The 22,603-nt window shown below is 55.5% G+C and carries 16 protein-coding genes; 8 read left to right on the top strand and 8 right to left on the bottom strand.

Annotation, left to right across the window (positions count from 1 at the left end; translation table 11 throughout):
* Nucleotide 1 precedes the first annotated feature (1 nt).
* From mdtN to G364_RS0103470, 4 genes are all read left to right on the top strand, one after another.
* Nucleotides 2-1,069: a multidrug transporter subunit MdtN gene (gene mdtN / locus G364_RS0103455; protein ID WP_019933757.1), complete on the top strand. Its 1,068-nt coding sequence runs from the start codon at nt 2-4 to the stop codon at nt 1,067-1,069.
* Complete coding sequence (locus G364_RS16270) at nt 1,062-2,942, top strand: FUSC family protein (RefSeq protein ID WP_169336643.1); 1,881 nt, start codon at nt 1,062-1,064, stop codon at nt 2,940-2,942. Before mdtN ends, G364_RS16270 begins: the two co-directional genes overlap by 8 nt.
* A 158-nt stretch (nt 2,943-3,100) precedes the next feature.
* Nucleotides 3,101-4,429 carry a TolC family protein gene (locus G364_RS0103465; protein ID WP_019933759.1) on the top strand — a complete coding sequence of 443 codons (1,329 nt, stop codon included), beginning with the start codon at nt 3,101-3,103 and terminating at the stop codon, nt 4,427-4,429.
* The gene (locus tag G364_RS0103470) at nt 4,429-4,890 is read left to right on the top strand and encodes an ion channel (protein WP_019933760.1); all 462 of its coding nucleotides are present in this window, start codon (nt 4,429-4,431) and stop codon (nt 4,888-4,890) included. Before G364_RS0103465 ends, G364_RS0103470 begins: the two co-directional genes overlap by 1 nt.
* A gap of 34 nt (nt 4,891-4,924) precedes the next feature.
* On the opposite strand, the gene G364_RS0103475 is transcribed toward G364_RS0103470, so the two are convergent.
* The 7 genes from G364_RS0103475 to arsH form a co-directional block, all read right to left on the bottom strand.
* Nucleotides 4,925-5,959 (bottom strand): methionine synthase, encoded by a 1,035-nt coding sequence (locus G364_RS0103475; protein WP_245541366.1) that lies wholly within the window; start codon nt 5,957-5,959, stop codon nt 4,925-4,927.
* A gap of 59 nt (nt 5,960-6,018) precedes the next feature.
* The gene (locus G364_RS0103480) at nt 6,019-6,993 is read right to left on the bottom strand and encodes a DUF1852 domain-containing protein (RefSeq protein ID WP_019933762.1); all 975 of its coding nucleotides are present in this window, start codon (nt 6,991-6,993) and stop codon (nt 6,019-6,021) included.
* A gap of 158 nt (nt 6,994-7,151) precedes the next feature.
* Nucleotides 7,152-8,036, bottom strand: coding sequence for a LysR family transcriptional regulator (locus G364_RS0103485; RefSeq protein WP_026344662.1), 885 nt, complete (start codon nt 8,034-8,036; stop codon nt 7,152-7,154).
* 43 nt (nt 8,037-8,079) lie between these two features.
* A complete protein-coding gene (gene arsJ, locus G364_RS0103490; RefSeq protein WP_019933764.1) occupies nt 8,080-9,282 on the bottom strand; it encodes an organoarsenical effux MFS transporter ArsJ in 1,203 nt (400 codons plus the stop codon).
* Nucleotides 9,283-10,284 carry an ArsJ-associated glyceraldehyde-3-phosphate dehydrogenase gene (locus G364_RS0103495; RefSeq protein WP_019933765.1) on the bottom strand — a complete coding sequence of 334 codons (1,002 nt, stop codon included), beginning with the start codon at nt 10,282-10,284 and terminating at the stop codon, nt 9,283-9,285.
* Nucleotides 10,285-10,314: 30 nt separating this feature from the next.
* A complete protein-coding gene (arsB, locus tag G364_RS0103500) occupies nt 10,315-11,337 on the bottom strand; it encodes an ACR3 family arsenite efflux transporter (RefSeq protein WP_019933766.1) in 1,023 nt (340 codons plus the stop codon).
* A 12-nt stretch (nt 11,338-11,349) separates the two neighbouring features.
* On the bottom strand, nt 11,350-12,069 hold the full coding sequence (arsH, locus tag G364_RS0103505) for an arsenical resistance protein ArsH (protein ID WP_019933767.1): 720 nt from the start codon (nt 12,067-12,069) through the stop codon (nt 11,350-11,352).
* A gap of 189 nt (nt 12,070-12,258) precedes the next feature.
* On the opposite strand from arsH, the gene yghU reads away from it, so the two are divergent.
* The 4 genes from yghU to G364_RS0103525 all read left to right on the top strand — a co-directional run bounded on the left by yghU (nt 12,259) and on the right by G364_RS0103525 (nt 20,551).
* A complete protein-coding gene (yghU, locus tag G364_RS0103510; RefSeq protein ID WP_019933768.1) occupies nt 12,259-13,095 on the top strand; it encodes a glutathione-dependent disulfide-bond oxidoreductase in 837 nt (278 codons plus the stop codon).
* Nucleotides 13,096-13,165: 70 nt separating this feature from the next.
* Nucleotides 13,166-14,470 (top strand): restriction endonuclease-related protein, encoded by a 1,305-nt coding sequence (locus tag G364_RS0103515; RefSeq protein WP_019933769.1) that lies wholly within the window; start codon nt 13,166-13,168, stop codon nt 14,468-14,470.
* Nucleotides 14,470-17,976: a pPIWI_RE_Z domain-containing protein gene (locus G364_RS0103520; RefSeq protein ID WP_019933770.1), complete on the top strand. Its 3,507-nt coding sequence runs from the start codon at nt 14,470-14,472 to the stop codon at nt 17,974-17,976. Before G364_RS0103515 ends, G364_RS0103520 begins: the two co-directional genes overlap by 1 nt.
* The gene (locus G364_RS0103525; RefSeq protein ID WP_019933771.1) at nt 17,960-20,551 is read left to right on the top strand and encodes an RNaseH domain-containing protein; all 2,592 of its coding nucleotides are present in this window, start codon (nt 17,960-17,962) and stop codon (nt 20,549-20,551) included. The genes G364_RS0103520 and G364_RS0103525 overlap by 17 nt, the downstream gene beginning before the upstream one ends.
* Before the next feature lie 32 nt (nt 20,552-20,583).
* Here the strand turns inward: G364_RS0103525 and G364_RS0103530 are convergent, their stop codons facing one another.
* The gene (locus G364_RS0103530) at nt 20,584-22,515 is read right to left on the bottom strand and encodes an AsmA family protein (RefSeq protein WP_019933772.1); all 1,932 of its coding nucleotides are present in this window, start codon (nt 22,513-22,515) and stop codon (nt 20,584-20,586) included.
* Nucleotides 22,516-22,603: the final 88 nt, after the last annotated feature.

A 22,603-nucleotide genomic window follows, 5' to 3' on the forward strand; every position in this document is an offset into this window, starting at 1 on the left:
CATGGTAAATTCTGCCTACAGACGCCGATACAGCCCCACCGGTATCATTATTGCCGTGATCGTGCTTGTCGGTGCCGCCATTGCTGGCTGGTATTATATGCGCCATACCACTGCCACCTCCTTGTCTGATGAAGCCGTTATCTCCGCCAATACGGTCAATATTGCAGCAACGGTCGCCGGACGCGTGGTGCGTATTGCCGTCAAGGATAATCAGCGGGTAAGCGCTGGCGATCTGTTGTTTGAAATAGATCCCAAACCCTATGCCGTTATCGTTGATAAGGCCAGGGCCGACCTGCAACTGGCGGAAGCGCTTCGCGATACCCAACGCAGAAGCATTACTGCCGAACAGTCCAATGCCGCCATTGCTGCCGAACAGTTAACCCGCGCCCGAACCAACCTGGCGCTGGCCGAGGCAACACTTAACCGGCTGAAGCCGCTGGCACCCAAGGGGTATGTGACGGCACAGCAGCTGGACGATGCCCGTACCCTGCGGCGTGATGCCCAGATCAGTCTGGAGCAGGCCATACACCAGCAAGCGGCGGCCGAAGCCATGGTGGCTACCCTGGATGAAGCCGAAGCCCTGGTGCAGGCCCGCCGGGCTGCGCTGGCACTGGCTGAACTGGAGCTGGAAGAAACTCAGGTGCGCGCCCCCCATACCGGCCTGGTAGTGGGGCTGACGGTGTCGGCCGGAGAAATTATTGCGCCCGGTCAGTCGCTGTTTACCCTGATAGACACTGAACACTGGTATGCCTCCGCTACCTTTGCGGAAACCGAGCTCAAACACATTGCCGTGGGAGACTGCGCCCGGGTCTATGTACTGGCTGATAGCACTAACCCGGTAATGGGACGGGTAGACAGTATCGGCTGGGGGGTGATCTCTGAAGAGCTGATTAATTTGCCACGCAACTTTCCATACGTTCCCAAATCCCTCAACTGGGTACGCATGGTACAACGCTTTCCGGTCAAGATCCGGCTCGAGCAACCTCCGGCATCTTTGATGCGGGCCGGCGCGTCGGCGGTTGCGTTAATCAGTCAGGATGACCGCTGCCATGACAGCGCCCATGAGTAGTGTTCGTGGTGCCTTGCATACGCTCTGGTGCCAGTCACGGGAAGATTTACGGCCCGTGCCCGGACGCATGGGCCAGAGCTGGCGTGTTGCGCTGCTTTGTGCGCTGGTGGCCGGTGCCAGTATGCTGTTTAAAATTCCTGAAGCGGCGCTCAGCTGTTATCTGATTATTTTTCTGATGAAGTCTGATGCGGTGGCCAACATTGTTACCGGTATTGGCCTGCTGTTGCTGCTGCCGGGCCTCATTGCACTGCTGACCTGGCTGATCAATCTGACCAGCGGCTCCACCATGCACATAATGGCGGGGATCGTTATCTCTTCCGTGTTGCTGGTTTATCTTGGCGCTGCCACCCAACTGGGCGAACAAGGCAATGTGGCAGCGCTGATCATCGCCTTTTTAATGACGCTGATCGTTCAGGCCCCGTTTGCCGAGGCAGCCAGCTTTGCATTGCGGGAAGCCTGGGCCATGGCAGCCATGCCGATGCTATTCATGATCGGTTTTAATCTTGTTCTGGGAATGTCGCCTGTTTCGCTGCTGCGTCATGCCTTGTGTTTACGCCTCGCCGCAGCCGCAGAAGCCCTGGAAACCGGTAATCAAAACCGGCTGCGCGGCTATTTGCGTCAGGGCAACACCGCCTTGCAGCCACCATTGCTGGCCGTAAGGGTATTACGGCTGGTGCCCTTGTCTGCCACACAGCAGATTGCCACCGACGTGCGTGCCGGTTTTGCTCTGATGCTGGCCATATCAGCGTTGCCCGCAGGCGGGTCACAACAAGGGCGCACTGCGCTGGCGGCCGCCATTCATGCGGCACGTCATGCCCTTGACCACGATACCCGCCAGCCACCTGTCACTCTGCCTGACAATCTCACGCCGGCCGAGCAGCAAGCCTGGCAGGCCCTGCAGAGGCTGGCCGGCGTGGTTCCGCAGGCAACTGTGGCACCCACTGCCAGACCCCCCTTTATGGCGGCAGATGCGTTCAGTAATCCTGCCTACTGGCGCTTTGCGCTCAAAACCACACTGGCGGCCATGCTCTGCTTTCTGATTTATACCACCATTGACTGGCAGGGCATTCATACCGCCATGATCACCTGCTATGTCGCTGCCCTCACCACCACAGGTGAAACCCTGCATAAATTATTGCTGCGTATCACGGGCTGTCTGATCGGTGCGGTTCTGGGCATTACTGCCATTTTTCTGATCATTCCGCACATTGACGATGTTGGCTCTCTGATGGTGCTGGTGTTTGCAGGCTGCCTGCTCAGTGCCTGGATTGCTTCCGGCCCGGAGCGCATTGCCTATGCCGGCGTGCAGGTGGCACTGGCCTTTTTACTCACGGTGTTACAGGGATTTGGGCCCAGCCTGAGCCTGGAGACCATACAGGGCCGGCTGGTGGGCATATTGCTCGGCAACCTGGTGGTGTATCTTATTTTCTCTTTTGTCTGGCCGACAACAGTGGAGAAGAACGCCCGTCAGTTACTGGCCAGCGCACTGACAGAGCTGGCCAGAATGGCACGCATGCCTGCCCAGGTCCGTATCAATGCCATCGACAGCGCGGCCAGCGTGACCGCCCTGACCGGCAAAGCGGAAGAAGCACTGGCACTGCTGCCATTTGAACCACGCAGGTTACGCCCCACGGCCCCGCGGGAAGCCGCCCTGAAGCAGGCCATCACCGAGCTGGAAGCACTGTGTGCGGCCCTCTGGCTGAGCCGGGAGCCAACACTGGAACCACTGGCGCAGCAACTGGAATGGAGCGCAGCAACAATAACCGAAACGCCGCTTGCAGCGCCAGCGGAGGCAAGGCCGCACCCGGATCCCGGTCTGTTAGCGTCTCCCTTGATGCAGTCACTTAACCGAATAACTGGAGCCATAGAATGACACAAGGTGTGTCCGGTTTACGTCTTCTTTTATTGCTTACGGCCGGCATGCTGTGCGGCTGTGTCAGCCAGGACAGTTACGCCCCTTCTGCCTCGCCGGATCAGCCCTGGGTTGCTGAGCACCAGCCCCGCTATTCATCAGGAGGGACAAAAACGTTTATGATTCCTGCCGACAGCAAGCGGGCACAACTCACTCCAGGCACACTGGCAGATCCTGACCGCACTTATGATTTGCCGGCCCTGATTGATCTGGCCCAGCAACTTAATCCTCTTACCCGCAGCGCCTGGCAGCAGGCCCGCCAGGCAGCCATTGCCGCCGGCATGGTAGAAGCGAGCTATTTACCTTTCATTACTGCCAGTGTTGTAGCCGGCTCACAAACCCTGACCGTACCGCTGCCGGACAGGCTGGGAAACCGCGATGTGGAAAATAATCTTGATGGCACGGCCAGTATACTGTCACTGCAGTGGCTGTTATTTGATTTTGGCCAGCGCCAGGCATTACAGGAACAAGCCGGCCAGCTTGCTCTGGCGGCGAACTATTTATTTAACGGTGCTCATCAGACCTTAATTTTCAAGGTGTCACAGGCCTATCATCACTACGGCGCAGCCATTCAGCGCCAGCATATTGCCGATCAGGCTGTACACAATGCTGAGATAATACAGGCTGCTGTTAACGCCCGCGCCGCTCAGGGGCTGGCAACCAGTATAGAAACAGCGCAGGCGGATCAGGCGCTGGCGCAGGCACAGTTACGCCAGATCCAGGCCAACGGTAACGAACGCACCGCTTATCAGCATCTGCTGGCGGCAGTGGGCACCACCGAAGAATTAACCATAGCAGCTCAGCACTCGGCCCAACGCCCCCTGCCCGCGGCGCTGAATACTCCGCTCGATACCTTAATCCCGCAGGCGCTGTCACAACGTGCCGATGTGGCCGCCAGCTATGCGGCATTGCAAGGCAGCAAGGCCGGAGCAGAAGCCGTGCAGGCAGGATATCTGCCTAAAATATACCTTGGCAGCAACCTCAGCTGGGGCAAAGGAGAGTTTGATGTTTCCGGTCTGCCCAGCATCGGCCAGCAGGGCCGTGGCAGCAGTATTCTGCTTGGCGTTACTGTGCCGCTGTATGATGGCGGACTGCGCAATGCCCGTGTTAAAGAAGCTGAGTCCAGGATCAGCACTGCCGAATATGAGCTGCAACGAATACAGACAGCCGCTGTGACCGAAATAGTGGCGGCCCATCATGCACTGCGCACCGCACTGGCGTCTTATCATGCGGCCAGTGCGCTGGTCGCGGCAGCAGCCACAACCTATGATGCCGCCCTTGAAGCATACCGTCATGGTCTGGGTACCATTGATACAGTAACGGTGGCAGACAGCGCCCTGCTTGATGCTCGTCTGGCCCGTGAAGACGCTTATGCCGGCGCTCTGCTTACCTCGGTGAATCTTGCCTTTATGCTTGGCACATTAACCTCCCGGGAGCCGTTACCCTGATGAAACCAGCCGCCGGTTATGTCACTGTATTTCAGGCAGCCAAAATCTATTCGCTGGCCATTCTTCTGGTAGTGACACTGTTTTACATTCACACCTGGCTTATCTTTGATGTTGCCGGTGCCATGCTGCACTCTACTCCCGCTTTCATTTCCCGTCTGGCTCCCAGCGAAAAAGGCAAGGCCATTATTCTGTGCTGCTTTATCATACTGTTTATGGCGCATCTGCTGGAGGTTGTGGGCTGGAGTGTATTTCTGCGGCTGACAAAGCTGGTGTCGTCACTGACCGGCGGGTTTTATTTTGTCGGGGTATCAATTAGTACGCTGGGGTATGGTGATGTGGTGCTGGAGCGTCCATGGCGACAGATAGGCCCTGTTATTGCCATTGCTGGTGTGCTCAAATTTGGCTGCTCAACCGCCTTTCTTTTTTTCGTTATCCAGACGGTATGGGAGCAACACATCTGAATCAGACACCACGCCGGGCGTGGTGTCTGTTGATTTAACCCAGCAGCTCGTTGCGCACGATGGCGGCACCGGCGCTCAGGGCATTGAGCTTGCCTCTGGCCACCGCGCGGGCCAGGGGGGCCATGCCGCAGTTGGTGCTGGGGTAAAGCTTGTCGGCATCCACAAACTGCAGGGCCTTGCGCAGGGTGTCGGCCACCTGCTCAGGCGTTTCAATGGCATTGGTGGCCACATCAATGGCCCCTACCATCACCTTTTTGCCGCGAATAAGTTCAATCAGCTCCATGGGCACATGGGAGTTCTGGCATTCCAGTGACACTATGTCGATACTGGACTGCTGCAGCCGCGGGAACACTTCTTCATATTGCCGCCACTCGGAGCCCAGCGTTTTTTTCCAGTCGGTGTTGGCCTTAATACCGTAGCCGTAACAAATGTGCACGGCGGTCTCACACTTCAAACCTTCAATGGCACGCTCCAGGGCGGCAATGCCCCAGTCATTCACTTCATCAAAGAAGACGTTAAAGGCCGGCTCGTCAAACTGAATAATGTCCACGCCCGCCGCTTCCAGCTCTCTGGCTTCCTGGTTGAGAATTTTGGCAAATTCCCAGGCCAGTTTTTCCCGGCTTTTATAGTGACCATCATAGAGGGTATCGATCATGGTCATGGGGCCGGGCAGCGCCCATTTAATGGGTTTGTCGGTCTGCTGGCGCAGAAATTTGGCGTCTTCCACAAACACCGGTTTCTGACGGCTGACCGCACCCACCACAGACGGCACGCTGGCGTCGTAGCGATCACGGATTTTAACGGTTCTGCGCTGTTCAAAGTCCACCCCGTCGAGGTGTTCAATAAAGGTGGTGACAAAGTGCTGACGGGTCTGCTCGCCGTCGCTCACAATGTCGATGCCGGCGGTTTGCTGCTCCTGCAGCGATACCCGCAGCGCATCCTGCTTGCCGTCGATCAGCTCCTGCCCTTCCAGCTTCCAGGGTGACCAGAGGGTCTCGGGCTGGGCCAGCCAGGACGGTTTGGGCAGGCTGCCGGCGGTAGAAGTAGGTAATAATAACTGGGTCATCATAAATTCCGTTTCTGTTCTCGTTAATTATCAGGCCCTTTTATCAGGGCCTTGTTTTATTATCAGGCGTAGTTGGCAGACCACTGTTCCAGAATGTCCTGATAAGGCTTGATAAACACGTCTTCAGCAAATTTGCCCTGTTTTTTGGCCAGCTGGCTGCGTTCTTCTCTGTCATACACAATGTGAGTGACAGAGTGATCGGCGTTTTGCAGATCCGGTTTATAGCACTTACCTGCGCTGGCATTGGCATTGTAAATTTCCGGCCGGTAGATTTTCTGGAATGACTCCATGGTACTGATGGTGCTGATCAGCTCCAGATTGGTGTAGTCATTGAGCAAATCGCCAAAGAAGAAAAAGGCCAGCGGAGCCACGCTGCCGGGCGGCATAAAGTAGCGCACCTTAAGGCCCATCTTCTTGAAATACTGCTCGGTGAGTGACGACTCGTTAGGCAGATATTCCACGCCCAGAATGGGGTGCTGGTTTTCAGTCTGATGATAGGTCTTGTTGTCTGACACACTCAGGCAGATCACCGGCAGCTTGGCAAAGTTCTGTTTGTAGGCGTCAGACTGCACAAAGCTTTTGAACAGCTTGCCGTGCAGATCGCCAAAGTTTTCCGGCACGCTGAAGCCGGCCTTGCCCTTGTTGTGCTCCAGCAGCAACACGCTGAAATCATAATCACGCACATAAGAAGAAAAGTTATTGCCCACTATGCCTTCAATGCGCTGCTTGGTCTTGTGGTCAACAATGTAGGTTTTCAGGATCTCTATGGTCGGAAAGCGTTCGGCATCGGTATTGATGTCGAGATCAACCGAGATAATTTCCAGCTCAACAGAGTAACGATTGGCGTTGGGATTGTCCCAGTTTGCCATGGCATTAAACCGGTTGTTGATCATGGTGAGGGCGTTGCGCAGGTTCTGCTGGCGACTCTCTCCCCGGGCCAGATTGGCAAAGTTGGTGGTAGCACGAGTGCTGTCTGCAGGTTGGTAGTTTTCGTCGAAGGCGATGCTGTTCACCGAAAATTTGAAATCGTTACTCATGATTTTTATCCCTTTGTCCCGCAATGAAGTTTGTATTCTGTGTGCGCGCCGGATGTCCAGACATCCAGAGCTAAGCGATGAGTTAAGTTATACAGACTCAATTACATGAACAAAAATGATTTAATTTCATCAATAAATGAAATTATTGCATGAGTTGCTCAGGATATACCCTGAGCCTGAGTGATAAAGTCACTCAAATAGCTGATGTGCTCCTCACCCTTGCGCACGCCCAGAAAAATCTGCTTGTTAATGCCCTGCTCACCAAAACGCAGGCTTTTAATGGGCATTTTTTGAGCAAACTCGTCTACCAGCCAGCCTGGCAGCGCGCTGACGCCCCGGCCCGCTGCCACCATCTGCAGCATGATTTCCGTGGTTTCTATGGTTTTGTGCCTTTTTACCGTACATTTAGCCGGATTTAAAAACTGGCTGAAAATATCCAGCCGCTCGGGCTCTACCGGATAGGTAAACAGCACTTCGCCGGCTAGTTGCTCGGGCAACACCGCAGCCTGTGCGGCAAGCGGGTGGCTTGATGCCACCACCAGCCGGTGCTCATAATCAAATACGGGAATAAAGCTCAGGCTGGGTTTGTAGAGAGGATCGGGCGTGACCAGAATATCAATTTCAAAACTGTGCAGCGCACCCAGGCCACCAAACTGAAACTCCTGTTTAACGTCAATATCGACGTTGGGCCACTTTTCCAGATAGGGTTCAATCACTTTCAGCAGCCACTGGTAGCAAGGGTGGCACTCCATACCAATGCGCAGCGAGCCCATCTCGCCGGTGGCAATTTGCCGCAGCAAATGCTCTGTGTGTTTGAACTGGGGCAGCACGCGGTTGGCGAGCGTTAAAATTTGCTCGCCGGCATTGGTCAGGCGCAGGCTTCGGCCCTCTTTTTGCCACACCGGCGTTTTTAGCTGGCCTTCCAGCTTTTTTATGCTGTGACTGAGGGCCGACTGCGACAAGTTTAACGACTCGGCAGCCTGAGTCAGGGTGCCCTGCTCTTTAATGGCCGCCAGCACTTCAAGGTGAAAACGTTCCAGCATGTGCAAGCTCCGCGCAAAAGTCATGAATATAATTCATGACTTATCAAAAATATACGCGGCGAGGCAGCCGAAGCGAGATAAGCGTGGTGAACAACAAAAACAGCGCTGAGATCCATAGACAGGCCTGCAGGCCGGCACTGCCCTGCCCCGCAAGCTGAAACACAAAGCCCGACAGCAAGGTGCCAATAAGCCGGCCCATGGCGTTGGACATGTAATAAAACCCCACATCCAGCGATACGCCGTCACTGCTGGCATGGCTGACAATCAGGTAGCTGTGCAGAGACGAGTTCACCGCAAACACCACACCAAACAGCAACAGACCACCTATCAGCACCCAGGCCGGGCTCAGGCCGTTCATCAGGCCCAACGCCATGGCGGCAGGCAGCAGTGTCAGTGCCGCTGCCCAGCGTGTGGCACCGGTGCCATCTGCCTGCTTGCCGGTAATGCGTGGCGCCAGCGACTGCACCAGCCCGTAGCCCATGACCCACAGCGCCAGAAAGCCGCCGGTCTGGCCGTGGCTCCAGCCAAGGGTCTGAGACAAAAACACCGGCAGCGCCACCACAAACCAGACATCCCGGGCACCAAACAAAAATAACCGGGCCGCCGAAAGAATATTAATGGCCCGGCTTTTGGAAAAAATATCCCGGAATCTGGGCTTGTGCTTCGCCTTGCCCAGCTCCTGCTTCAGCAATACCAGACTCAGCAGCCACACCAGCGCAAGCGCAGCGGCCATGGCAGTAACGGCACCGGCAAAGCCCAGCCAGGCAAGCAGTGCACCGCCCAGAAAGAACCCTGCCCCTTTAAGGGCGTTTTTGGAGCCGGTGAGCACCGCCACCCATTTATAGAGACTGCCTTCTTCGGGCACCAGGGTCTTGATGGCACTTTTGGCGCTCATCTTGTTCAGATCCTTGGCAATACCCGACAGCGCCTGGGCCGCCATCACCCAGGGCACGGTAAGCGCCGGCATCAGCAACATGGCCAGCGCCAGCACCTGCAAGCCAAGGCCCAGGTTCATGGTGCGGTTCAGCCCAATGCGGGCACCCAGCCAGCCCCCTGCCAGGTTGGTGATCACCCCAAACAGCTCATAAAACAAAAACAACAGGGCAATGTTCAGCGGTGAATAACCCAGCTCATGAAAGTGCAGCACCACCAGCATGCGCAGGGCACCGTCGGTGAGGGTAAAGGCCCAGTAATTGCCGGTGACCACCAAATACTGGCGCACGGCAGGAGACAAGCCGGTCAGCATTTATGCACGCCCCACCTTCAGCGCCAGCTCGGCGGTACGGTTGGCATAGCCCCATTCGTTGTCGTACCAGGCATAGATTTTTACCTGAGTGCCGTTTACCACCATGGTGGACAGAGCATCAATAATGCTGGAGCGCGGATCGGTCTGATAATCCACCGACACCAGAGGCCGGGTTTCATAACCGAGAATACCGTTCAGCTCACCCTCGGCGGCCGCTTTCAGCAGCGCATTGACCTCTTGCGCCGTGGTTTCCCGGGCCACTTCAAACACACAGTCGGTGATGGAGGCGTTGCTGAGAGGCACGCGAATGGCATGGCCGTTCAGCTTGCCCTTAAGCTCGGGAAAAATATGGGTAATGGCGGTGGCCGATCCTGTGGTGGTAGGAATAAGGCTGGTACCACAGGAACGCGCCCGGCGCAGATCTTTATGGGGCGCATCCAGAATGGTCTGGGTATTGGTAATGCTGTGAATGGTAGTGATAGAGCCATGCTGAATGCCCAACTGCTCATGGATCACCTTGACCACGGGCGCCAGGCAGTTGGTGGTGCAGGAGGCCGCCGTCACTATGGTGTGTTGTTCGGCATCAAACAGGTGATCGTTCACGCCCATTACCACATTAAGTACGCCCTCTTCTTTTACCGGTGCCGTGACCACCACCCGTTTCACGCCCTGATCCAGGTAGGCCTGCAGCACCGCCTTGCTCTTCATCTTGCCCGAGGCTTCAATCACCAGGTCGCAGCCGGACCAGTCGGTGTCGGCAATGGCCTTGTTGCCGCTTACCGCAATGTTCCGGCCGTTGATCTGCATGGTGTTGCCGTCGGCGGCGGCCTCATGGCACCAGCGCCCGTGCACCGAGTCAAAATTCAGCAGGTGCGCCAGAGTGGCTGCATCGCCGGCAGGGTCATTAATGTGCACTATTTCCACATCACTGTGCTCACACAGCACCCGCATGGTAAGCCGGCCCATGCGGCCAAATCCGTTAATACCTACTTTTATGGTCATCTTGTCATTCCTTGTGAAAGTAAAAACACCTTAAGCGTGAGAAAACCAGTGCTGAGTGCGGTTCACCAGTGCCACCAAAGACAGCATCACCGGCACTTCCACCAGCACCCCTACTACGGTGGCCAGGGCCGCGCCCGAGTGCAGCCCGAATAATGAAATGGCCACCGCTACCGCCAGCTCAAAAAAGTTGGAAGTGCCAATCATGCAGGCCGGTCCGGCCACATTGTGCGGCAGCCGCAGCCAGCGGGCCGCCCCGTAGGCAATGATGAAAATACCGTAGGTCTGAATAAGCAGCGGAATGGCGATCAGCACTATGGTCTGGGGTTGCTCAAGCAGGGTTGGTGCCTGAAAGCCAAACAACAACACCACTGTGCCCAGCAGCCCCAGCATGGACCAGGGCCTGAGCCGCTGCAGCCACTGTTCAAGACCGGTGCCATCCCCTTTGAGCTCCAGCCGGTGCCGGGTCCAGACACCGGCGAGCAGGGGCAGCAGCACATACAGCACCACCGACAACAGCAAGGTCTGCCAGGGCACCTGAATATCACTCACTCCCAGCAAAAACGCAGCAATGGGGGCAAACGCAAACACCATAATGATGTCGTTCACCGACACCTGTACCAGGGTGTAGTTCGGATCACCCTTGGTCAGCTGACTCCACACAAACACCATGGCGGTGCAGGGTGCCACCCCCAGCAGTATCATGCCGGCGATATATTCTCCGGCGGTTTCCGGGTCTACCCAGCCGGCAAAAAACACACGAAAAAACAGCCAGCCCAGCGCCGCCATGGTAAAGGGCTTGATCAGCCAGTTAATCACCAGGGTCAGCATCAGCCCTTTGGGCTTTTTACCCACATTTTTAATGGCGCTGAAGTCTATCTGCACCATCATGGGGTAGATCATCACCCAGATCAGCACCGCCACCACCAGATTCACGTGGGCGAATTCAATGTCTGCAATGGCACCAAACAGGCCGGGCACCAGGCTGCCCAGCGCAACGCCGGCCACAATGCCAAGCCCTACCCAAAGTGACAGATAACGTTCAAAGATTCCCATGGCTGCCGCTCCTTAAATTGAACGCTGATCCACTCGTGCAGACAGTTGCTCGGCACTTTCTACCCGCTCGGAATAGCGGTTGGTCAGATAGTCACTGCAACCCCGGGTAAGCAGGGTGAATTTCACCAGCTCTTCCATCACATCCACAATGCGGTTGTAGTAGGCCGAGGGCTTCATTCGGTCATTGTCATCGAACTCCTGATAGGCCTTGGCCACCGATGACTGATTGGGAATGGTGATCATGCGCATCCAGCGCCCCAGAACCCGCATCTGGTTAACGGTATTAAAACTCTGGGAGCCGCCGCAGACCTGCATTACCGCCAGGGTTTTGCCCTGAGTGGGCCGCACCGCCCCCAGGCTCAGCGGAATCCAGTCTATCTGGGCTTTCATTACCGAGGTCATGGCACCATGACGCTCCGGCGAGCACCACACCATGCCCTCACTCCACTGCACCAGCTCGCGCAGCTCTTGTACCTTGGGGTGCTGCTCGTCTGCGCCGTCCGGCAAGGGCAAACCTTCAGGATTAAAAATACGAATCTCTGCTCCCATTTGCTGCAGCAGCCGGCCGGCTTCTTCGGTGACCAGACGGCTGAAAGAGCGTTGGCGTAACGATCCGTACAGCAGCAATATTCTGGGCGCATGCTGCTCGCCGGTCACTGCCAGCGCCTTGCTGTCGGGCAGCTGAAACTGCTCAGCGTCCAGGTTGGGTAAATGCTCAAAAGTGGGCTTCATTATGGTATTGCCTTGTTATTGTTTTGGTCGAGAGATGTGAATACCTTACATGCGAATAAATGCATATACAATAAATTACATATTCTTTTTACCATATATGTAAAACATGGACACCTGTTACTGGAATGCAATATGGTAACGTCAATGCAGAAGTGACCTTACTCGCTAATTCAACAGGAGAAATTGAGCATGACAACGCCCTACACGCCCCCTGCTGTCTGGACCTGGGATACCGCCAACGGCGGTGAATTTGCCAATATCAACCGCCCGGTGGCCGGCCCCACCCATGATAAAGCCCTGCCCGTGGGCCAGCATCCGCTGCAGCTGTATTCGCTCGCCACGCCCAATGGCGTTAAGGTGACCATTATGCTGGAAGAGCTGCTGGCGCTGGGCCACAGCGGTGCCGAATATGACGCCTGGCTGATCCGCATTGGCGAGGGCGATCAGTTTTCCTCCGGCTTTGTGGCGGTGAACCCCAACTCCAAGATACCGGCGCTGCTGGATAACAGCACAGATAAACCGGTGCGGGTGTTTGAGTCCGGCTCCATTCTGCTGTATCTGGCAGAAAAGTTCGGCGCTCTGCTGCCCGAAGACCCAGCGCAAAAGACCGAGGTGATGAACTGGCTGTTCTGGCAGATGGGCTCGGCCCCCTACCTGGGTGGTGGTTTTGGCCACTTCTACGCCTACGCGCCGGAAAAACTGGAATACCCCATTAACCGCTTTGCCATGGAAGCCAAACGCCAGCTCGATGTGCTGGAGCGGCAGCTGGCCGACCGGCCCTATATTGCCGGCGACCACTACAGCATTGCCGACATTGCCATCTGGCCCTGGTATGGTGCCCTGGTGCTGGGCCGGCTGTACGATGCCGCCGAGTTTCTGTCGGTATCCGATTACCCCAACGTACTGCGCTGGGCCAGGGCCATTGATGCCCGCCCTGCGGTACAGCGCGGCCGCCGGGTAAACCGCACCTGGGGCGATGAAAGCGAACAGCTGGAAGAGCGCCACAGTGCGGCGGATTTGGATTAACCCATAAACTGGCGCTGATACACTTGATACACTAGCCTTTAACGCTCAACACTTGAAACAGTTGAGCGTGATGGCTTCCACCCACTTAATCTTTGCCGAGCAATGCCAGCAGCTGTTTGCCGAGCAGCTCGGCCATGGTCGTCGCTGGAAATCCGCCTGTGCCCGGGCATTGCAAATCAGCAGGGCCACCTTGTATCGCTACCTCAACGGAGACTCGGCGATACCGAGTGATATTCAGCAACGGCTGGAACAGCTCAGTGGCCCTTCCCCCTCAGTCATTAACACAGAGCAACTGGTGCGCATTTATGCCTCTGCTCTGGTTCAAATACAGGACTTAATAGACGAGCAGGGTTATCTGAATGCCCCCTACCCGCCATTGTTAATACGGGCATTCAGCCTTTCTGCAGCCCATAACATCGGCACAAACACCATACATTGGCCTACGGATCTGCAACAACTCATTACTCGGGCACAGCAGCCCCTGTACGAGTGGGTCAGCGATATGAGCTGGGATGAAGAACACACCTTTTTCAGCGCCTGTCTGCTGGAAGACTCAGGTATTTCCATTGCATGCCGCAGCCTGGCGGTAGAGGGGCATAACCCTGAGCAGGAGCTGAAAGAGAATCAGGGGTTTGCAGCGTTAATACGTCTGTGCAAAGCGCAAGCTGATGGTGAGCAGCTCTATCGCACCTGGCGACGCATACTGATTGAACACCCGCTTATTGATACGGCAAGAGTGCTGATCACTCACCCGGATCTGGTTAACACAAACGAAGTAGCTCAGATGATCAACACGTTTTATCAGCCAGTACACGCTTCAATGTGCCTGCAGGGCAAACTTCCTCTATGCAGTATCTCGGGTACCATTTTGTGCCTGAAAAACCATACCGGAGACACGCTCAGCTTTAGCACCGAATGCCGGGAACCAGAGGCCATTCGCCTTGCCGGCAGCGGCTGTCATGACTCAAAGCCCTACCACCCCGGCATGATGTATCTGCGTCGTCCGTTCAGAACCTTCTGGGCATTGCCGGGGCGAGCCGAGCTGGCGCTGGCACAAGGGCTGGAAAACATGGGCTGGCAGGTCACATTATGGCCGGGTCTGGACAGAATGGATCTGCTGGCATGCTCCCCTCGCGGCCGCAAGATAGCGGTTGATGTAAAGGACTACTTTTCAGCACAGAAGCTGGCAGCCCGTTTTAATGGATTCAAGGAATATACCGGCACCCATGAGTGTTATCTGGTGATCCCTGACTATTTGCTGGAAACAGACAGTCGGTTTGAAGCACGGTTCAACGCTTTCAGATCAAGCTACGGCAAACAGCGGGTCACACTCAGCACTGTCTCCGGACTACTGGCCAGCCTGGAGGACACTTGATGAGAACCGATCTGCAGTTTATTGATGAGTACTGCAACGCACTGGCGCTCACCGAGCCCGCAGCTACCAGACTTAATCAGCATCATTTACGTACCCTGGCCCTCACCGAGCTGTGTTTTGTGGTGCTGAGCGAGTACTTGCCAGAGCAGGATATTACCGCCGTACCCGCTCTGATGCTGGGCTACCCTTCGCTGGTTGCCGGTGCCACCGCTCACCCGGCACTGGCCAATGCGCTGTGTAACCTGCGTCATTTATGTGGCCGCTTCGGCTCGGTGGCGGTATGGTCCGATAACTGTCGCCACTACCGTGAACAGCCCGCCACACTGCGCAGCTTTGATATCACGGAGAACAAGCCCACACTTAAACAGTTTGCTCACCCCCGAGTGCTGACCTTGCTGCACCAGACCCTGGCAGGTGCCGTGCCCTGGGTAATACGAGACATCAAACTGGCCTCTCCCGGCAGCGCCAGAGTCAAAGTAAATAATGGTAATACGGTATATTCCTATCAAATTCCGGTGACAAACATAACCGCGGGCTCTGTTCAGCAACACGCACTGTCTCCCCGCCATGAACGCCAACCTGTTCGCATTAAGTTAAGCGAGCTGATAGCCGCCGCCAAAGACATAGATAGCACCGAACGCCAGCCCGACTGGCCAGCCAGTTTGCCGCCACTTCGGCTCGAGCAACGTCTGCAGCAAACACTCAACCTTAAAAGCCTGTCGAATGATTTTTTTGATGGCGACACTATCACCCTTAACGGGAGCACACATCTGGTAGGTATGTTGTCATCAGGAAAGTCAACGCTGGTAATGGCGTTATTGTTTGCCCTGACCAAAGGGCAGCAGCCAAAGCGTATTGCCATGATAGTAAATGACACTATTCAGGGTGCCACGCTTTCCTCAAGGCTGAAACGGCACGGCATTCGCGCTACTGTATTATCCAGCCTGCGCCGGCGTGAAACGCACCTGGATGCCATTCACTGGCAGCAAGGCCAGCGACATACCGGCTGGGCCATATCCTCCCTGGGAGATCTTGCCTCCAGTTTCAGTGTGTCTTGCCCGCTGGACGGCATGCAGCCTGAGTCTCCCCCCGTGGTGCGCGGAGAACGCAGCCGCCGCTTTCCCGATTTTAGTGAAAAGCCTTGCCATAACCTGCGACAAACAACGCTTTCTGATCACGAAAAAATCTCTGCTGTCCAGTCACAGCAACAGGACGGTAAAGCACATTCCTGCCCGTTATGGGCCCAGTGTCCGGCACAATCGCAGCAGCGTGATGCGACAACCGCCCAGGTACTGATCATGACATCGGCAGCATTTGCATATATGAGCCCGGATAAATGGACCCGGGCAGAGCATCTGACCCTGCCGGAACTACTGCAATATGATATTGATTTGGTCATTGTGGATGAGGCAGATGCTGTTCAGGCAAGTCTGGATAACGCCTTTGTGCCCAGCACCGCCATTATGGGCAGCGCCCCGGATGTGTATATTCCTGTTATTGGCATGCGAACTTCAGAAAAAATCAGGGAAAAAAGTGGCCTGCAGTATCGCAACGCCACTGCAACCCGCTGGCATAACAACTTCCACGTATTTTCCAGGTTAATCGGCACGCTTTATGCGCTGCTGCAACGCGAACGCGCCAGCCTGTGCAAGGTCTACCAGAACACTCCCTTTACCGCCGCCGGCCTGCTGTATGGCCTCTGGCGCGAGATTAACCCTGTCAAAAATACCGCCGGCCACCAACAGCAGGCCGAGCAGGACTTTCAGCAAATTATTCAGGTAGCATCAGCCATTTCTTCAGCACTGCCCATTAATACCAGCACCATGGCATCACGGCAGTCATCGTTTTTATTTACAGATACCGGCTATGAACAAGCCGCCCATGCATTGCAGGCCATTGCCAAAGATGTATTGCTGCACGATCACGTTGAAGATCTGACCACACAAATAGAGTTACTGCTGAATACCGAGCTGGCCGTGTTCTGCCTGCCCGCCAGCCAGTCTGTGGTCACACGAAGAGAAAATGCGCTGCGCTTGTTACTGGCTGTGATTGCCGAACTGGCACTGTCTTATTACAACTGGCTGATCAAGGCCCAGCCGGCGGTGGCCGAGGACTTTGGCCTGAACGACGAAGAGCTGTTTACCAAAGCCAATCATCTTATTCGGCATTATCGCAGCCTGTTGCCCATGAACCCGTCCGGTGCCATTTTTGGGCTGTTATACGACGAGCCCGGCCAGGATAAGTTCGACCGTCAGGGAGGACAACTCACCCTGATCAACCATCTGGGAGTAGGCAGATATTTGCTGACTCACTTGCATCAATTGCTTGCGGCCGAAGGGCAAGTCGGCCCCAATGTGCTCATGCTGTCGGGCACCAGCTGGGCAGGTGGCAACCATACCGATAATGCTTCTCCGGTGTTCGATGTACAGGTGCCGGTAAAGGGCATTTTGCTACAGCCCAACGCTGAGCTGGACGCCATTGCACACTCCACCTTTGCGCTGGTTCATTTGCCCCGCCAAACTGGCCAACAGGTCAGGGTATCGGGCACCAGCCCCGAAAGACGCCGGGATAATCTGACCTTTATTGCTCATGGCCTGGCATCCAATGCCGACGGTTTCACACTGCTGGAGCAACAGTGGCAGCGGCTGGAGCAGCAATGGGGAGCGTCATGGCTGCATAACAGGCGGCGGGCATTGCTGGTAACCAACTCTTATGCCGATGCAGCCCACACCGCAGATCAGCTCAGACAATGTCTGGATAAAAACGGTTTTGGTGACTGGCGTGTCTATTGCCTGGTGAGAGATAAAGCAGATGAAAACGCGTCGGATCAACGCCCCCAGCTGGCCCGCCCCCTGCCTCGTTCACTGATAGAGCAATTTGGCAACACGCCGGAAAAATCCGTGCTGGTGGCCCCTGTGCAGGTGGTCTCCCGAGGCCACAACATACTGAACTCAGCTAATAAAGCGGCCATTTCAAGCATCTATTTTCTGCATCGCCCTCATCCCCGTCCCGATGATCTGTCGGCGGTTACCGGCCGGCTTAACCGCTTTGCCATTGCGCAAATCAATCAGAGCAGTGAGCACCTGTCCAAAACCGCACCGCTGGCAGAAAGAGCCCGCAGAATGCGCAATAAAGCCACACACATTGTGCGCCTCAGCCTGGACTATCGCAGCCAGTATTCAGGGCTTCCTGCCACTTACAAAGCGCAGTTTGCCTGGAACCTGCTGGCTCCGCTCTGGCAAACCACCGGTCGTGGCATTCGTGGTGGTTGCCCGGTGTTTGTTGGTTTTGTGGATGAACGGTTTGCCCCGCATTCTTTTGAGTGCATCGACAATAAACCCGACACACCTGGCTCCAGCGTACTGGTACAAATGGTCAAGCAACTGCAACAGGCCATGGATCCTCGCTATAACCCTAACGAGCACGACATAGCCCGGCTGCTTTACGAGCCTTTTTATCTCGCCCTGAAACAGACACAAGGACTGCAATATGGCGATCTCAGTTAACAGCCTGCACCTGGCCGCCTGGACACCAGCTGCATCATTCAATGCATTGTCGCTTACCTGCTTCACCATGCCCATGTCTGCTCATCAGGTGCTGTTGCAATGGCACCGGCTTCAAAGCCGCTCCGCAAAAATCTGGCCATCTCAGGCACTGAAAGGACTGGATGAAGTGCTGGCCGTGCTGGTGCCGGATCTGGCCATGGTAAGAAGAAACAAAATCGATGGCTACCTGCAACTGTATTTTCTCAATGACCGCACACAAGATAACACCCTGCGTGACGCCGTGTTCAGCGCACTGTCATTGTGGCTTGGCATTCTTTATGACAAACAGCCGGGCAGTGCGCGTGCAGAGATTGCCGCTAGCGCGCAACACAATGAGAACTGGCACATCATAGACGTGAGTCTGGCCACAGAGCAGCATGCCGGTGCCTGCGCCATGGCAAAAGATACCCTCGCCTTTGATGCTCTGGTGAGCTATGCCAATCATATATTGGGCGGTAAAACACTGGCATTCCGATCGGGAGAAACAAGAACCTTTGTTCCGGTGACCGCTCATTCTTCTTCTCTATTTTATGGCCTGGAGCTGGTGGCTTTTCCACCAAGCCAGGACTCGGTAAAGAAGAACTGTTACTGGTCTGAGGCCATTAGCCTGACAACAGCCACTTTTCCAGAACGTGAAGGCATTCACCTGCTGGCTCGCCCGTCCATTCGCAACTGGGGTCCAGTTGACTATCCGTCTTTCTATGGTGGTAATGCCCGCAGTATGGATATGTTTATTCCGGATGAAGCCGGCAACTACCGGCATACCTCGCTGAAATACTATGCTCAGCAAGACAAACACAGCAGCCACAAAAGCATTGAAGCCCGCTGGAAGTACAAACAGGATGCCCGTATTCTGGCGCTGATTAACCGCCTGACCGGTAGTAAGCACCACGAACAAAGCGAGTGTATCGTTCCCATTATTCAGGATCAGAGCATTTGGTTACTCCCCCGGTTAAGCCATGGTGCCGGTGATCGCTTTTTTGCCGGAGGCACCGGAGTGGGCTGGCCAGACCGCATGGATATTACTCACTCCCTTAATCAGCACCTGGAGCAGGCCGGCTTTTGTCAGACCGGTACCATGCAGCGTGTTACAAAAAGAAAACGTCTGAACAAACCCTTTCGGGAAAACAATGCCAGCCAGCTGCGTCGCCAACGGGTGCTAGATACGCTCAACCATCTTGAAACCGGCCTGCAGCAGCTAACCCTGTATTTATTTCAGCGACAGGAAAACACGCGCTCTGTGGTGATGAATGAATTGATCACACTGTTGGGCCAACCTGAAAACAGCACAAACACTCAATTACGCTGGCCCGATGGCTTGTGTATTAACCTGGTCTCTCTGGCGGCCGGCCCCTTGAGTGAACAACTGCCCACAGCCGAGCTGAACGAAGAAGAGAAAACAGGACGCACTCCGTCTCAAATTAAGCAGATACTCAACGACAGGCAAAAAACACTGAACCGGCAAACAGAACAAACCATGATGCAATATATTGGAAGCGTCCTCGACACTTCCGGCTCCGTTGCCTGTGCTGTGCTGGAAATGAACAGCAGCTTGCGGGGTAAAGCCTGTGACCCTTACGTTTTTTCCCGCCGGGCACTGGCAAAGCATCATATTCTGCCCCAGGTAATATTAATTGAAGAAACGATGCCGGCTGAAAAATACACCATGGCTATGCGCGATTGTTTGCGTATGCTGGGGGTGGTTCCCGCCGGGCTGAATGACACAGATCCGGCACCGGCGGCCCTGACCGTAATACAACAAAACCGCCATATCACCGCCGGCCAAATCATGCCTGCCATCACACTGCCGCTGGCGGCCAGAGTAGTTAACCACTGCCTTGAATGCGCCTTGCCGCAAGCCGATGGCACACCGCAATGGCAGCCCTATGCAACCGCGTTATTAACGGTGCTGACAGGCAAGTTTGAACCGTTTTCGCGCACTGAAGCCGATAACAACAATAAACGCTTTGAACGCTTCTTTGAGCAGGCACTGCAACAAATTGATAAAAACGGCCCCAACCTGGTGCAAACCAACGTCAGTCATATCGGCCAGCAATGGGCAAGCCTCACCAACAATAAACTGGCCTTTGATAAACTTCAGTTGCTTAATCAAACTGTCACGTCCAGCCAGCTGCCCAATACCCGGCTGGTGCGGCTAAACAGAGATGAACACAGAATACCGCTACATTTTCATAAGGGAGAGCAACTGGATGTATCCGGTTTGTTTGACTGGGAAGCTGCGTCCCGCACCTTCTATGGCCTCAAGGTTCCGGCGCAAACCATGATCCCGCACAAGCATAATGCCGGGCTATCGCGCCATGACAACGGGGAGCACAAATACAGTGCCCGCAACATTCGTCAGCTGGTGCGTCCGGAAGAAATATGCGTGGTCTTTTGCCAGCCACAGGACGAGCCACAAACGCTGGCGTTATATACCCACAGGTTGCGCCAGCTGCATGTGCAGTATAACGAGGATACCAATCAGCCGTTTCCGCTGCATGAGCTGGACGCCATTGGAAAAGGCCTGTCTTTTTAAAGACAAAGCCCGGCTGCCGCCGGGCAGAGTAGTTACAGCCCAAGCTTGTCAAACAGACCGGGCAGTTTTTCGTTGATTTTGTCGCCAAGCTCGTCGCCGAGTTTTTCGTTGAGCTTGCGCTTGACCCGCTCGGCTTCCTTGCTGGCTTTTTCTTTCAGGTAAAGGTCAAACACCTGCTGCATATCCAGGGTGTAGCGCGGCTGCTGATAGGTGCCGCTTACCCGCAGGGGCACGGTAATATTTTTCAGCTCATCCAGTGATTCACCGTCCTGGCCCTTGAGCGTGCCTACAATGGCAGTGCTGAACAGCACATCGAGCGTGCTGTCCAGCAGGCTGGTTTCACCTTCGCCTTTTACCCGCAGCAACGGAGATGCCAGGTTCAGGTTTTGCGTGCTGACCTTACCTTTGCCGATATCAAAGTCGGCAGTCAGGGCGCTGAAATCGGTTTTCTGAGGCTCATTGTCGTTGGGCACCGGCAGCCCCTTTACCTGAGCATAACCACGGCGGATCATGGCGGCAATATTGACCCCGCGCAGGGCACCGTCGGCAAATTCCACCCGGCTGGTACCGGTGAGACTTTGTTTAATGGCCCGTTCGGTCAGCCCGCGCCCGGCCACATTCAGGGCCACACTGGCGCGGCCTTCGAGAGAGTCAATACCAGCGGCGTCATTCAGCAGTTCAAAGCCGTTTACGTTTTGCAGCTGCGTATTGAGCATAAAGCTTGCAGGGTTACGGTTGGCATTCAGGCTCACCTCGCCCTGCAGGGAGCCTTGATACAGGCTGGCGTTAATGTCGCTGGCAGTGGCCTTGCCGTCCTGCACTTTTACCTCAAGAGACACGCCCTGCATTTCCATGCCCTGCACGTTAAGCAGATCGGCTGCGAGCGTACCTTGCACATCGAGCTTGTGGAGAATGGACAGATCCGGCTCGCTGGCAGCCACCGAAGGCGGTAACTTGGCCGAAGCATTATCTGTGCTGGTGGCCGCACTGTCACTGCCGCCCTGCTCGCTGCTCCACTCCGCACTCAGCTGCTCCAGATCCAGCAGCGGTGTGTGCAGATTAAAACGAATCTCGGGAATTTCCGGGCCGTGATCTACCTGCAGCTCGCCATCCAGGGTCAAAGAGCCTGCCGACATAGTGACGTTGGTAAAACCGGCCTGCTTGCTGGTCATGTCATAGGCCAGATTGCCGCTGAGCGTCAGCGCTTTATTACCGGGCACAGCACGGCCGGTCACGCCGGCGTTCAGTGTCAGGTTATCCAGACGCAGCCGGTCATATTCCGGTGCCAGCCAGAGTGTTCCGCTGGCGTTAATACTGGCCTGTACTTCATCGGAGAACAGGTTGCCGGACAGCGTCAGCGGCACCTCCTGCCCCGGCGCAAATTGGTCAAGGCTGATATTTACCCGGTTAAGGCGAGTGAGGGTGTCGGAACGTTCGTCCTGTAGCAGTACTTCCGCATCGGTTACCTTTATACCGGCCAGACTGACAAACTGCAGCTCACGTTTGGGCCCGGCTTCGCTGGCCTGTGCGTCAGGAGCTGGCGCGGTTTGGGGTTCGGCACTTTTTTGGCCCAGATTACGCAGATCATCCAGGTTGGTGCTGCCATCTTTGTGGGTAATAAGGTGCAGGCGGGCATTGCTGAGCACGGCCTGACCCACATCCAGCCGGTTATCAAGCAAAGGTTTGAGCGCCACATCCAGGCTGACTTCCCCCACCGAGAGAGTGGCGCCCTGTTCAAAGCCGGGCGGGTTAAGCAGCGATGTTTTGCCCAGGGTAAACCCCACCGAAGGAAAAAAGCGCCAGCTTAAGTCTCCTTCTATGACCAGAGTACGGCCGGTTTTTTCCCGGGTCTGCTCCACCAGCAGGCGTTTGACTCTGTCAGTGTCTACCAGCTGGGTCAGCGCCACGACCCCCAATAGCAGCAGCACCACCAGTGCCGCCAAGGCATATAGCCATTTTTTCATTATTTTTGTCCCGTTCTGTGCGTGTAAAACCAATAGTGGCCGTTCCCGGTAAAAACAACACCACTTAAAGCTGACGGCTTATAGCTTA

The organism is Oceanimonas smirnovii ATCC BAA-899 (assembly GCF_000381965.1).
Lineage (GTDB): Bacteria > Pseudomonadota > Gammaproteobacteria > Enterobacterales > Aeromonadaceae > Oceanimonas > Oceanimonas smirnovii.

Excerpts from the sequence above, each read along its gene's own strand:
- mdtN (WP_019933757.1), top strand. The coding sequence starts at position 2 with ATGGTAAATTCTGCCTACAGACGCCGATACAGCCCCACCGGTATCATT.
- G364_RS16270 (WP_169336643.1), top strand. The coding sequence starts at position 1,062 with ATGAGTAGTGTTCGTGGTGCCTTGCATACGCTCTGGTGCCAGTCACGG.
- G364_RS0103465 (WP_019933759.1), top strand. The coding sequence starts at position 3,101 with ATGATTCCTGCCGACAGCAAGCGGGCACAACTCACTCCAGGCACACTG.
- G364_RS0103470 (WP_019933760.1), top strand. The coding sequence starts at position 4,429 with ATGAAACCAGCCGCCGGTTATGTCACTGTATTTCAGGCAGCCAAAATC.
- G364_RS0103475 (WP_245541366.1), bottom strand. The coding sequence starts at position 5,959 with ATGATGACCCAGTTATTATTACCTACTTCTACCGCCGGCAGCCTGCCC.
- G364_RS0103480 (WP_019933762.1), bottom strand. The coding sequence starts at position 6,993 with ATGAGTAACGATTTCAAATTTTCGGTGAACAGCATCGCCTTCGACGAA.
- G364_RS0103485 (WP_026344662.1), bottom strand. The coding sequence starts at position 8,036 with ATGCTGGAACGTTTTCACCTTGAAGTGCTGGCGGCCATTAAAGAGCAG.
- arsJ (WP_019933764.1), bottom strand. The coding sequence starts at position 9,282 with ATGCTGACCGGCTTGTCTCCTGCCGTGCGCCAGTATTTGGTGGTCACC.
- G364_RS0103495 (WP_019933765.1), bottom strand. The coding sequence starts at position 10,284 with ATGACCATAAAAGTAGGTATTAACGGATTTGGCCGCATGGGCCGGCTT.
- arsB (WP_019933766.1), bottom strand. The coding sequence starts at position 11,337 with ATGGGAATCTTTGAACGTTATCTGTCACTTTGGGTAGGGCTTGGCATT.
- arsH (WP_019933767.1), bottom strand. The coding sequence starts at position 12,069 with ATGAAGCCCACTTTTGAGCATTTACCCAACCTGGACGCTGAGCAGTTT.
- yghU (WP_019933768.1), top strand. The coding sequence starts at position 12,259 with ATGACAACGCCCTACACGCCCCCTGCTGTCTGGACCTGGGATACCGCC.
- G364_RS0103515 (WP_019933769.1), top strand. The coding sequence starts at position 13,166 with ATGGCTTCCACCCACTTAATCTTTGCCGAGCAATGCCAGCAGCTGTTT.
- G364_RS0103520 (WP_019933770.1), top strand. The coding sequence starts at position 14,470 with ATGAGAACCGATCTGCAGTTTATTGATGAGTACTGCAACGCACTGGCG.
- G364_RS0103525 (WP_019933771.1), top strand. The coding sequence starts at position 17,960 with ATGGCGATCTCAGTTAACAGCCTGCACCTGGCCGCCTGGACACCAGCT.
- G364_RS0103530 (WP_019933772.1), bottom strand. The coding sequence starts at position 22,515 with ATGAAAAAATGGCTATATGCCTTGGCGGCACTGGTGGTGCTGCTGCTA.